The organism is Nitrosopumilus ureiphilus (genome assembly GCF_013407185.1).
Classification (GTDB): domain Archaea; phylum Thermoproteota; class Nitrososphaeria; order Nitrososphaerales; family Nitrosopumilaceae; genus Nitrosopumilus; species Nitrosopumilus ureiphilus.
The window spans coordinates 264,751-277,159 of sequence record NZ_CP026995.1 but is presented as its reverse complement, the minus strand read 5'-3'; the positions used below and the strand labels follow the sequence as shown (position 1 = coordinate 277,159).

Sequence of the window (12,409 nt, the reverse complement as noted above, 5' to 3'; positions counted from 1 at the left end):
CTCAGGCTGATCGCAGTAGGATTAAGCTAAATTTTGATTTTAATATATGGTATGATACAATAACCAATTCGGATTTATTAATGGGGATTAGGCCTTAGGACTCATGTTTGGAAGTGGTATGTGGGTAGAAAAGTATCGGCCAACAAAGCTCTCAGAGATTGTAAATCAAACTGAGATTATTGGTAGTTTGGAGGCATTAATCAAAGATCCAACAGATATGCCACATCTGATGTTTTCAGGTTCTGCAGGAGTTGGAAAGACAACTGCTGCATTATGCATTGCAAATCAAATCTTGGGGAAAAATTTCAAAGATTATACACTTGAGCTAAACGCATCTGATGAAAGAGGAATTGGCATGGTCAGAGAAAAAGTTAAGAAATTTTCAAGATTTGCTGGAATGGGAGAGGTTCCATTCAAGATTATCATCTTAGATGAAGCAGATGAGATGACTGCAGATGCTCAAACAGCACTAAGAAGAATTATTGAAGACACTGCAAAAATTTGCAGATTTATTTTCATTGCAAACAATATTTCAAAAATCATTGACCCCATTCAAAGTAGATGTGCAACCTTCAAGTTTACAACAATTCCAGAAGAGGATCTTATCAAAAGACTAGAGGAGATTGCAAAAAATGAGAAAATCAAATTTGACAAAAAAGGTCTCAAAGCAATTTATGATTATTCTGAAGGAGATATGAGACATGCAATTAACCTAATGCAGGCAACTGCAAGCCTTGGTGGAATTACCGAAGAGCATGTAAAGGGATCAGCTGGGTTAACTAAAACCAGTGATGTCGATGAAGTTCTAAAAATTGCATTATCAGGTAAAATTGCAGAAGCAAGGGAGAGGATGATAGAACTAATCAAAGTATATGGAATGTCAGAATCTGATTTCCTAAAATATCTCAACTCAGCGGTGTTCAAATCAAAACATGAAAAATTATCAGATATTTTAGAGATTATTGCAAAATATGATTACAGAGTTCTAGTTGGAGCAAATTCTGAAATTCAGCTATCTGCAATGTTAGCAGAACTTGGAAAAATAGAAAATTAAAACGCAGAGAGAGGGATTTGAACCCCCGTATGCTTGCGCACACAGGCTCTCAAGGCCCGCGCCCTACCGAGCTAGGCGACCTCTGCGAAAACTCTTTGATAGAAGTGATTAAAATTTGTTGGTGTGAAATAGAAAAATAAGAAAAAAGAAAAAGTTTCTTTAATCGTGTGCGTGTGGGTTTTCTGAGCCAGATTTCATAAGTACATATGTACCGGCTGCTTTCTCGTGCCATTCTTGATTAGCTGATTCAATTCGAATAGCTCCTTCAGGACAGATTTCTTGACATGCCATGCAAACAGTACAATCATGCTCTCTGATTGGTTGTGATTTGTCTGTATAGTCTAATCTTTCATCTTGTTCTGTAAGGCCAGTTCCATCAAAAGTTTCACCAAGACATTTGTCTGCTGGAATATCTTTTTCAGTTCTGTACCATTGGAATGTTTGAACTGGGCATACACTCATGCATGCACCTGCTGCAACACATGAATCCCAATCGACTGCGACAGTTGTTCCATGAATTCCAAGAGGAACTTGTTTTTCTCCTCTTGCTTCATAAGCTGCCTTTACGTCGTCGTTTTTGAATGCTGCACCATCTGGATTTCCATCTCCCCAGATCCAATGAAAGTTTTCGCCATCTGCATGACTAGTCTTTCCCTTTGGTTCTTTATCAACACAGAAATCTTCTGGTATAACTAATTCTGCCATAGCCTGACTATCTCAAAATATTATTTAAATCTAGATATAATTAGTCGAGACTAAATAAAAAAAGAAAATAAAAATTTCTAGATATAATTTGGTCTTGAAATTCTAAAGAGTTTTGGCTGCAGATTCATGTTTTTCAACATTTGACTGATCAACTTTGATTGCTTGTGGTGGACAAACAGATACACATGCCATACACCAAATACAATCATGTTCTCTGATTGGATCTGCTTTGTCAGTTAGATCTTTTCGTTCATCTTTGACATTGCTTCCAGTTCCGTTAAAAGTTTGACCAACAACATCTTTGGCTGGAACGTCCTTTTCAGTTCTGTACCATTGGAATACTTGTACTGGACATGCTTCAATACATGCACCATCTGCAACACATGAATCCCAATCGACTGCGACCATTGTACCACTTACACCAAGGGGAACTTGTTCTTCTCCTCTTGCAGCATACGCGGCAACTACGTCTGAATCTGCAAACATTTCAGCTTGTGAGCCATCAGTGTTTTTTTCTTTGCCTGGACCCCACATGATATGGAAATTTCCATCATCGAGATTTATTTTTCCAATTGGCTTTAGACCTTCAGGGAAATTTTCTGCTATTGGCATGGTATAATTTTTCAGAGTTATTATTTAAAGCTAGATAAGGTAAATTACGAATACACCAGTAATAATCGATCTATTAGGAATGAATTCCTTACGTTCATAACGTTGAACGATCAATTTTCTGGATATGGATATTATCAAGTACGATGTATATCGTGGGCCAAACATTGGAGTTTACACTAAAGTAAATGATAGTGTAATTTTACTTCCGATGGGATATGCACAATCGAAAGCAGAAAAACTTGCAAAATATCTTGATGTAGAATATCTATTCATGTCAATTGCAAACACAAGACTGATTGGGGCATTATGTGTAATGAATAACAAAGGAATACTAATTCCAAAAACGGCATACCAAGATGAATTTGATTTTCTCAAAAATGAAACAGGGTTAGAGGTAGGTGTTCTTGATTCAAAATTATCTGCCTTAGGAAATGTAATTTGTACCAATGATAAAGGAGCAGTTGTATCTCCATGGTTATCATCTCAAGACTGTAAAAATATTTCAGATGTTTTGGAAGTAGAGGTAATTCAGAAAAAAATTGCGGGTTTTAATCAAACAGGAGCTGTAATGGTTGCCAATAATTCTGGTGCGGCCATTCATCCAGAAGCTGATGAGGAGGACATGAAGACATTTTCCAATTTATTAGGCGTAAAAATTGAGCAGTGCTCCATAAATAATGGAATCCCATATGTTGCATCAGGAATTCTGGCAAATAATCATTCTATTGTTGTAGGATCATTAACTACTGGTCCTGAAATTATGATGTTAACTAGGGCTTTTCTAAATTAAGAATGGATTTTGGATCATCAGTTAATGTCTCTAGTGGAATAGTTCCTTCAGTTCCATTAACCATATCTTTGAGTACAACATTTCCTTCTTCAAGTTCATCAGGTCCCACTATAATTGAGAACTTGGCATTGTTTGCAATATCCATTTGTTTTTTCAGGTTTCTTCCTGCCAAGTCAATGTCAGTTGGAATGTTATTGAGTCTTAATAATGAAGCAATTGAATGAGCAACTTTTTGCATCTCGTCATTGACATACATCACTGCAACTCGTTTTTGTAAAACTTCTGGAATTATTTTTTGCTCTTGCATTGTAAGAATAATTCTCTCAACCCCACCTGCAACTCCAGTTGCACCAATATCTTCTCTACCGAATGCTTTAGTTAGTGTATCATATCTTCCACCACCAGCTAATGCTCCCAATGTAGAATTTTTATCAAAGACTTCAAAGACAGTTCCTGAATAGTAATCCAACCCTCTAACTATACCAAAATTAATTCTAACATTAGATACACCTCTATTCTCAAGTGAATCAAATAGTTGTTTTAGATCATCCCATGATTCTAGCTGTTTAGTATCAAATGTTTTTTCAACTTCTGAAATTGTTCCTTTAATTTGTGAGAACTCTAGAATCTTTTCCATCTTTTCTGTTTCGTATCCTTTTGCTTGAAATTCTTTTAGGATTTCGTCTTTTTGTTTTTTTGCAATTTTATCTACTGCTCTTAAAATATCAGCTACTAATTCTGGATCTTTTGAATTGAAAATTTTGTTAATGTAAGACTCTACTAGACTTCTATGATTGATGTCAATTGTAATTCCTTTGAGTAAAAGTGAATCAAATAATCTAGATGTCAGCTCGATGATTTCAGCCTCTGATTCAATGGATGGTTTCCCATACACTTCGATATCCCATTGATGAAAGTATCGATATCTGCCCTTTTGTGGTTCATCATATCTGAATACACCACCAAAACTTGAGAGTTTTGCTGGTAGTTTCATGGATTTTTGGGAAGCAGCGTATCTTGTTAACCCCATTGTAAAATCAAATCTCAATGCAACTTCTCTGTCTCCTTTATCTTTAAAATAGTAAATTTCATCTCTAATTCCTGGACCTGACTTTGTCTCTAAAGTTGACAGTAATTCAATTGGGGATGGATCCATAAATGAAAATCCATACAGATTTGATAGTTGTTTGAAATGATACCGGATGTGCTCAATGTTTGCATTTTCTGCACCCTCAAAATCTTTCATTCCTCGTGGTAGTTCCAAGATGATTCTTTCTTAGATGGTTGTGATTTAGATATTTCTGTGAGAATACCAGTTTTTTAAAGAGATTTTTTCTAAGATACTTGTGCCAATTGAGAGAATTACTCTTGCAAAAGATTTGGAAATTTGTAGAATTCTAAATGGAATGTGGCAAGTTGCAGGAGGCCATGGTCAGATTGACAAGGATTTGGCAATTGTAGATATGATAGAATATCATAATTCAGGATTTACAACTTGGGATTTGGCAGACATTTATGGCCCTGCAGAATTATTGGTTGGAGAATTTAGGGAAAAAATAGACAAGACTCAATCACAAGCACTAACTAAATTTGTTCCAAATCCTGGTCCAATGAGCAATAGTATTGTTACCCATTATATTGAGCAATCATTAAAAAAAATGAATACTGATTGTATTGATCTTCTCCAATTTCACTGGTGGGATTATAATGATTCTAGCTATCTTGATGCACTCCATCACTTATCTAAATTGCAAAGCGAACAAAAAATAAAACATCTGGGATTGACAAACTTTGATACTGAGCGAGTTAAAATAATGATTGAGAATGGATTTCAAATAGTGTCAAACCAAATTCAGTTTTCTATTTTGGATCAAAGACCAGAAAAACTCATGACTCCATTTTTTGCAAAAAATGGAATAAAGATTCTAACATACGGGACATTGCTTGGAGGATTCTTTTCTGAAAAATATTTGGGCTTAGATGAACCACATAGAGGAAAATTAACAACTTATAGTCTGCAAAAATACAAGAACATGATCGATATTTGGGGAGGATGGGAGTTATTTCAAGAATTACTTTGCAGTATGGATAAAATTGCAAAAAAGCACCAATGCAGTATTGCAAACGTAGCTACTCGATTTGTATTGGACAAACCTCAAGTTGCAGGAGTAATTATTGGAGCAAGACTTGGAATTGCTAACCACAGAAATGATAATGCCAAAGTTTTTGATGTGAAATTAGATAAAGAAGATATTTCATTGATTAATTCAATTACTGCAAAATCAAATGATTTGTTTGAGACAATTGGGGATTGCGGTGACGAATACAGATAGAAAAAAAGGAAAATCCATCATAAACTAGGCAGTTTTTTAAAACTCTATTCTAATATGCTTTAAGTTTACAGAATTATTTTAGAAATATGCTAAAAGATCTCACAGTTGGGGGCAAAGATGGAATTAGTTGTGAATATTAGTAAATGAAAAAAATCTTTTTTGATAATAGATTTTCTGTACGGATATACATCAAAAAATACTATGAAATTGTATCCTTCAAGAAACCCGTAAAGAGAATATCTTTGCAGGCTTGAAGTTCAAATATTTTCAAAATTAAATTTTACATCGATATAATAAAAAAAGAAAGATTAGTTAGCAGGAACTACTAGTCCTCTATCTATCATCTTAAGAGCAGTGTCTGCTTTGAGACACATTGGTATTCCGTTTGATGCTTTCATTACAAGACTGAATCCTTCACGGCACTCAACTTCTGCAGCATCAATGCCGGCAGTAATTTGTGTACGTGGGGAAATCCATGCTAATTGCATGTCTTTTGCCTTTTGAATGAATTCTTCTCTAAGTTGTTGTTTTTCATCGTCTGTCATTTCAGATGCTCGCTCACGAAGTTCGGCTTTGAATGCTTTCATGTCAGCTAATCTGTCATGGATTGCAGATCTTCGCTCATCAGACATTTTGATTTTGATTTTTGTCATGTGATCTTTGAACTTCATATTTAGTTCTGATTTTCGCTCATCAGTTAGTTCACCGTGTTTTTCTCTGTATTTCATCTTGATTTCTTCACGTTTCTCATCAGAAATGTCATGTTTGTCCATGATCATAGCCTTGAGTCGTGGAGACATGTCAGACATTCTAATTCTATCAGAAACCTTGTCTTTGATGTCATCATGATGCTCTTTCTTGTAGTCTTCTCTTTCTTCAGGTGTCATATTACACCATTTTGAGATTCTATCAAGTTTTGCAACATCGGTAATTTCTGCTGCTCTGTCAGATTCGGACATTGAACAAAATCTATCATAGTTCATTCGGATGTCAGTCATTTTGTCTGTGACTTTATCATGAATTTTCTCTTTCATGTAATCACGGATGACATCTTTATGTTCTGCAATAAATTTGTCAATTGCGTCTTCTCTTTCATCTCCAGACAAATCACAATAGTTTGCTAATCTGTCAGAAAATTGTTCAAGTCTTGGATGGTCTTCAAAGAATTGACGTTTTTCATCGGTAGTCATATCACAGAAGTGCTCTAGTCTATCATCAAGGTCTGCATGTCTGCCATATTTGTCATCTTTGTCGTCAGTTTCGTCTCTATCATCTTTTACTTTAGCATCATCTTCATTAGCCTCATCTTCGAATTCATCAAATTCGTCTTTGAGATCTTCCATGTCGTCGTCAACATCTTCTCTAGCTAGAACAACATCTAAAATGAAATCATCAAGTGCATCTTCGCGTTCATCTTCATCTGCTATATCACAAATTGTAGAAAGTTTTTCATCGTATTCTACCATATCTGGATAATCAGTGAAAAAGTCGCTTTGTTGCTCGACGCTCATTTCACAAAAGTTTTCTACTAAATCTTCAAGATCATCACTATCAGCAAATGCGGTACTACCTGCAGTTACTCCAGTAAACATGATCAGTGAAAAAACAACGCTTAGAAGTTGTGTACTTTTCATTATACAAATTCTTTATTTTTGTATATAAAGAATGTCGGTCAATATCATAGTAAGTATTATTACAAATGAGACAATTTTTGAGTAATTCACGCATAGGAGGCATGTGTTAAATTTTGCAAGTGTAAATCAGGGTAATTTTCTGAACTCAAATTCACTGTATGAATAAAAGATAAGTTAGTAGTAATTTCTTTTATTGTTTTCAGGATAATTTCTTCATGTTTACTCAAAAAGAAAACGAGTTTGTAGAAGAGATAACAAAGTGGGCTCAATCAATTGGAATTAATCTAGACAGAGATCCAGAACAGGTGTAGTTTTTGAACACCCATTTTGTTAAATAAAATTTTTTTTAAGGAAACATCATGAAATTAATCGGACAAACAAAACTACCACATGGAATTGTTTATCACTATTCAAACAATAGTGGAAACATAGAATCTTATTTTATTGAACATGGCACTCAATAGAATTTTTAATAGACCCAATCCAAGTCAATCCAGTTGGAGTCAATAAAGTCACTAAACAAAAAGATTGCATGCTGTAAAAAATGTCCAAGATTATCTACATACATCAGAGATGTTGCAAAAAACAAGATAAGACGATTCAAGGATGAGAAATATTATGGTAAACCACTCTCAGGATTTGGCGATGTCAATGCCAAATTACTCATTGTAGGTTTGGCTCCAGCTGCACACGGGGGAAATAGAACAGGGAGAATGTTCACAGGGGATTCATCAGGGGACTGGCTGGCAAAAGTAATGCATAAACATGGATTTGCATCAATACCTACTAGTCAGAACATTAATGATGGAATGTTCCTCAAAAATGCATACATTACTGCAGCAGTTAGGTGTGCACCACCTCAAAACAAACCAACCCGAGAGGAGATGGACATGTGTTTTGGATTCTTGGAACAGGAAAGAAAGATTCTAAAAAACATCACAACAGTTCTTTGTCTTGGAAAAATAGCATATGATGCTACTTGTAAATTATATAACGTAAAACCTGAAAAATTTGGGCACAATAAACTATTTCAACATGATGCAATTTGGATCCTCACATCATATCACCCTTCAAGGCAAAATACACAGACTGGACGATTAACTTGGATACAATGGTCTGCAGTGTTTGCAAAGGCCAAAAAATTAACTCTGATTTGAATTAATGATTTCTAGCGAAAAATAAAAATATTGAAAATGCGCATACTGCTAAAATGGCAACAGGTAATGGTTGTACAATATGCAATTCTGAACATGATGGAGATTTTTACAGATTCTGTAAGTGTTCTTGTCACGATAGAATTGCAAGGGAAATCGTAGGCTAGAAATACTTTAAATAAAATCTTAAACTCTAAGATTTTTTCAACTAGTATCCTCATACAGTTTTTGAATTTGTTCAATAGTTTTAGGGTCTAATTTCTCAAAGAACTTTTGTAACTCTTTTTCATCTAATTCTTCATCATGAAACAACATCTATGTTCTGCATTAGTTTTGGTATTTACCATGATTATCATGGGAGATTACAAACAATGTACAAAAGACTCAAAAAATTATAGTCTTTGTTATTCTTTACAATCCATGAAATTCAGACCACTGGTGCTCTAGCTTGTAAATTATTTTCCAAGCAAGCCTATCGATGTTTACACTTGGTTCTGCAATAATCATTAAGATGTATCTTCCAAAAGGAAAACTCATCATCACAACCTTTTCTCTCCTAGAAGAAGAGTATTTGACTCTGCCCAAATTGGCATCAAACCCTTTTCTATTTGCAACTCTGTGTGCTAATTCTTGAAATGTCTGCCTTCGTCTTGCATCATTTTCAAAAGGAACAACGCCGTCCTTAAAATCGCCTGCAATTAATTCCCCCTCGCAATCAATCAAACCACAATATCGAATTTCAGGTTCGGCCAAAATATCTTTGATTTTATTTTTGATATTTTCAATTGAAAATTTCTCCTCAGACATATGAGACTAGATGTGTTTTTGTGTATTTAACACAACTATACGATCGATGACATTGTTTGGTTAAATCTATACTAGAAAACAAACTAAATCATAAATTAATGTACATTTGTATTGTTATATCATGAATAATAAACGAATATTAAGATTTTTCTCAGAATACTTTAAATTTCATTTTCACACATTGCCAATGACGAGGTCTATCATATCTGCCGAAATTCAAAAGGAGAGATTTGAGGAGGTGGACAGATAGAAAAAAAGGAAAACACGAAAAAAGATGGAAGCATCTAAAGTTCGTAGTTTTCCAGCATACCTCGTTTCCTATTTCGTGATAAATCAACTTTGTAGATTTTAAAGCAAATACGTAGATTCGTTGGAGCATCCAAAAACATGTGAAGAAATGTCAATGCAATAAATGTGATTGCCCAAATGGGATAAAAGAATTTGGTCACAGATATGAAGAAGAAAATGCCATAGTAGAAGCTAAATTTGAAAAGGATGTAGATAAAGTTGAATCAATAATCAAAGAGATTTGTGATTCTTGTGAGAAAGGTCAACACCAAGGTCAACCAAACTCATAAGGAATGTCTAATTATTTATCTACATTCATTGTAAAAGTAGTATGCAAACTCCAATGAAAGAGATAATTTTTGTTATTTTTTTGTTTACAATTCCTACAGCATTTGCTCAAGAGTATCAAGAGTTGGGAGTTAAAGTGGAAACAGTAGCTGACAACCTCACTATTCCATGGAGTATTGATTGGTTACCTGATGGAACTATATTATTTACAGAAAGAAACGGACACCTCAGGATAATTCAAAATGGGGAATTGTTAGAAGAACCATTACTGTCACTTGGAGTTGGAGGAGTAGAAGGTGGAATGCTAGGAATTACAGTGGATCCAAAATTTGAAGAAAATAATTTCATCTATCTCTATTATACATACAATGAATTTTTATCAACAATAAACAAACTTGTTCGATTTCAATTTGTAGATGGAATACTAACAGAAGATAAAATATTACTTGATGGAATTCCTGGTGGACCATTTCATGATGGTGGAAGAATTCAGTTTGGACCAGATGGGAAATTATACATCACAACAGGAGAAGCTGGAGATCCAAAATTAGCACAAGATTTGAATTCGTTGGGAGGAAAGATTCTCAGAATTAATTCTGATGGAACAATACCGGTAGATAACCCATGGAGGAATTCTCCAATTTATTCAATAGGTCATAGAAATCCTCAAGGAATTGATTGGGACGAATCTGGAAATCTGGTTGCAACAGAGCACGGTCCATCAGGATGGAGGGGAATAGCACATGATGAAATCAATGTGATAATTCCAGGAACAAATTATGGATGGCCCGACATAATTGGTGATGAGACAGCAGAAGGTTTGCAAAATCCAATCTTGCATACAGGTGATGATACATGGGCACCATCAGGTGCAGAATTCTACTATGGAGACAAAATTCCTGAATGGACTGGAAAATATTTTATTGCAACACTCAGAGGGAGTCATCTGCATATGGTAGAATTTGATCTGGAAAATAATTTGGTGTTGTCCCACGAAAAACTATTCCAAGATGAATTTGGAAGACTGCGAGATGTGCAAACAGGACCTGATGGATTATTGTATATTCTTACAAGCAATCAGGATGGCAGAGGATTCCCAAATCCGAATGATGATAAAATTCTCAGGATCACACCAATAAATGAAATCAATAGTTTTGAGGAGTGTGTTGAATCTGGAAATCCCGTAATGGAACTATATCCAAGGCAGTGTGGAACTGAGGACGGCAAACATTTCGTGGAAATGATTTCTAAAATTCCTGAATGGATTAAAAAAACTGCAAAGTGGTGGTCATTAAATCAAATTTCAGATGAGGACTATTCATCAGGTCTTCAATATCTTATAGAAAAGGATATCATCACAATTCCATTTGGAACAACATCTGAAGGAGATTCAGAAGAACAATTACCATCATGGTTACGAAAAGATGCAGGATGGTGGAGTCAGGGGCTAATATCAGATGAAGAGTATTTCAAAAGCATTCGATGGATGATAAATAATGAATTTATCAAAATCTAGTCTTTAGGAGTTTTACTTGGTGGAATTGGAGGAATGGGAATAAATACAAACTCTCTTTTCTTTCTGAAACGAAACATAGTAGGTCTATCCAACAATTTTAATATAAATATCAAGTAGAAATTATTCTTAAGTTCAATCTGAGTAAAAAATTTGTGATCTCATCTAATTAGCAATATTTGAGATTTGGGATCTACTTTTTATTTAATAACTGTACATAGTAATATAGAAAGCTGACACAATATCCTATTGTCTGAATGCTGGTGATTGTTTACCGGTCTATGCATACAGCAAGGCTGTGTAAAGATTAATCCGCAATGGTCAGCTTTCAAATTTTTAAAAACAGAATAAAATCAAGCAACACAGTGAATATCAAAATAGGATGTACTGGGTGGAGTTATCAAGGATGGTCTGGGACATTTTATCCCAGAAATCTCAAGAGCCAAGATTGGCTCAGATATTATTCACAGATTTTTGAAATTACTGAAATTAATTCTACATTTTACAGGATACCTTCTCAAGAGATTGTAAGGAGGTGGAATGTTGACACTCCAAGGCATTTTAGATTTACAGCCAAATTCCCATCAGTAATTACGCATGAAAAGAGGCTGGAAAGGGTAAATTCTGAAATTTTTTCATTCTTGTCATCTCTTGTTCCAATTCACGAAAAGGTTTCAGCACTTGTTTTGCAATTGCCCCCATCATTATCATTTGATGAGGCAAAACCAAGACTAGAAGAACTGTTTGATATTTTGCCTGATGATTTTTTGTATCCAATTGAAGGAAGACATGAATCGTGGTTTTCAGATGATGCATTATCATATCTAAAACAAAACAAACATTGTCTTGTATGGAATGATGTTGCAGGAGTTAATAATCCAATGCCAGTTACTGCAAATTTTCTTTATGTTAGATTAATTGGAGATCGTTCTATTCCCGATTCGGAATTTGGAAAAGTTACAAAAGATAAAGAAGAACTGATCAAAAACTGGGCAAAGAAACTACAAAACATTCAAGACATTCCACTTGCTATGGTAATGACAAACAATCATTATGAAGGATTTGGCCCTGCAACTGCAAATTCTTTGAGAATACAACTTGGAATGCGGGAATTAATCTGGGAAGAAAAAAGACAAAAGACGTTAGGTAATTTTTAAACAGAAATTCTTCAAGAATTAGGGTGTATTGAAGAATCTCTGCCAAACATCCAGTCAAACAATAGGATGATAGT

General features: G+C 34.7%; 12 protein-coding genes and 1 tRNA gene. 7 read left to right on the top strand and 6 right to left on the bottom strand.

The window, feature by feature from the left end; genetic code table 11:
- Window positions 1-103: 103 nt before the first annotated feature.
- Window positions 104-1,054 (top strand): replication factor C small subunit, encoded by a 951-nt coding sequence (locus tag C5F50_RS01580; protein WP_179371973.1) that lies wholly within the window; start codon window positions 104-106, stop codon window positions 1,052-1,054.
- A 2-nt stretch (window positions 1,055-1,056) separates the two neighbouring features.
- On the opposite strand, the gene C5F50_RS01575 is transcribed toward C5F50_RS01580, so the two are convergent.
- The 3 genes from C5F50_RS01575 to C5F50_RS01565 form a co-directional block, all read right to left on the bottom strand.
- A tRNA-Ser gene (locus tag C5F50_RS01575) sits at window positions 1,057-1,140 on the bottom strand.
- Window positions 1,141-1,213: 73 nt separating this feature from the next.
- Window positions 1,214-1,759, bottom strand: coding sequence for a 4Fe-4S dicluster domain-containing protein (locus C5F50_RS01570; protein ID WP_179371972.1), 546 nt, complete (start codon window positions 1,757-1,759; stop codon window positions 1,214-1,216).
- A 102-nt stretch (window positions 1,760-1,861) separates the two neighbouring features.
- On the bottom strand, window positions 1,862-2,371 hold the full coding sequence (locus C5F50_RS01565; protein ID WP_179371971.1) for a 4Fe-4S dicluster domain-containing protein: 510 nt from the start codon (window positions 2,369-2,371) through the stop codon (window positions 1,862-1,864).
- 124 nt (window positions 2,372-2,495) lie between these two features.
- On the opposite strand from C5F50_RS01565, the gene C5F50_RS01560 reads away from it, so the two are divergent.
- Window positions 2,496-3,161, top strand: coding sequence for a translation initiation factor IF-6 (locus C5F50_RS01560; RefSeq protein ID WP_179371970.1), 666 nt, complete (start codon window positions 2,496-2,498; stop codon window positions 3,159-3,161).
- Here the strand turns inward: C5F50_RS01560 and hisS are convergent.
- Entirely contained in the window at window positions 3,142-4,425 is a 1,284-nt protein-coding gene (gene hisS, locus C5F50_RS01555) for a histidine--tRNA ligase (RefSeq protein ID WP_179371969.1), read from the bottom strand. The genes C5F50_RS01560 and hisS overlap by 20 nt on opposite strands.
- An 82-nt stretch (window positions 4,426-4,507) precedes the next feature.
- Between hisS and C5F50_RS01550 the strand changes: the two genes are divergently transcribed.
- Entirely contained in the window at window positions 4,508-5,494 is a 987-nt protein-coding gene (locus tag C5F50_RS01550; RefSeq protein WP_179371968.1) for an aldo/keto reductase, read from the top strand.
- Between the two features lie 308 nt (window positions 5,495-5,802).
- Here C5F50_RS01550 and C5F50_RS01545 read toward each other — a convergent pair whose 3' ends face one another.
- Window positions 5,803-7,128, bottom strand: coding sequence for an ABC transporter substrate-binding protein (locus C5F50_RS01545; protein ID WP_179371967.1), 1,326 nt, complete (start codon window positions 7,126-7,128; stop codon window positions 5,803-5,805).
- Window positions 7,129-7,625: 497 nt separating this feature from the next.
- Between C5F50_RS01545 and C5F50_RS01540 the strand changes: the two genes are divergently transcribed.
- Entirely contained in the window at window positions 7,626-8,285 is a 660-nt protein-coding gene (locus tag C5F50_RS01540; RefSeq protein ID WP_179371966.1) for a uracil-DNA glycosylase, read from the top strand.
- 408 nt (window positions 8,286-8,693) lie between these two features.
- Here C5F50_RS01540 and C5F50_RS01535 read toward each other — a convergent pair whose 3' ends face one another.
- A complete protein-coding gene (locus tag C5F50_RS01535; RefSeq protein ID WP_179371965.1) occupies window positions 8,694-9,089 on the bottom strand; it encodes a DUF6659 family protein in 396 nt (131 codons plus the stop codon).
- 389 nt (window positions 9,090-9,478) lie between these two features.
- Here C5F50_RS01535 and C5F50_RS01530 point away from each other — a divergent pair, with 389 nt between their 5' ends.
- The 3 genes from C5F50_RS01530 (at window position 9,479) to C5F50_RS01520 (ending at window position 12,335) form a co-directional block, all read left to right on the top strand.
- The gene (locus C5F50_RS01530) at window positions 9,479-9,667 is read left to right on the top strand and encodes a hypothetical protein (protein WP_179371964.1); all 189 of its coding nucleotides are present in this window, start codon (window positions 9,479-9,481) and stop codon (window positions 9,665-9,667) included.
- A 41-nt stretch (window positions 9,668-9,708) separates the two neighbouring features.
- Window positions 9,709-11,181, top strand: a complete 1,473-nt coding sequence (locus C5F50_RS01525; RefSeq protein WP_246282102.1) for a PQQ-dependent sugar dehydrogenase — start codon at window positions 9,709-9,711, stop codon at window positions 11,179-11,181.
- A gap of 362 nt (window positions 11,182-11,543) precedes the next feature.
- Window positions 11,544-12,335, top strand: a complete 792-nt coding sequence (locus C5F50_RS01520) for a DUF72 domain-containing protein (protein ID WP_179371963.1) — start codon at window positions 11,544-11,546, stop codon at window positions 12,333-12,335.
- Window positions 12,336-12,409 lie beyond the last annotated feature (74 nt).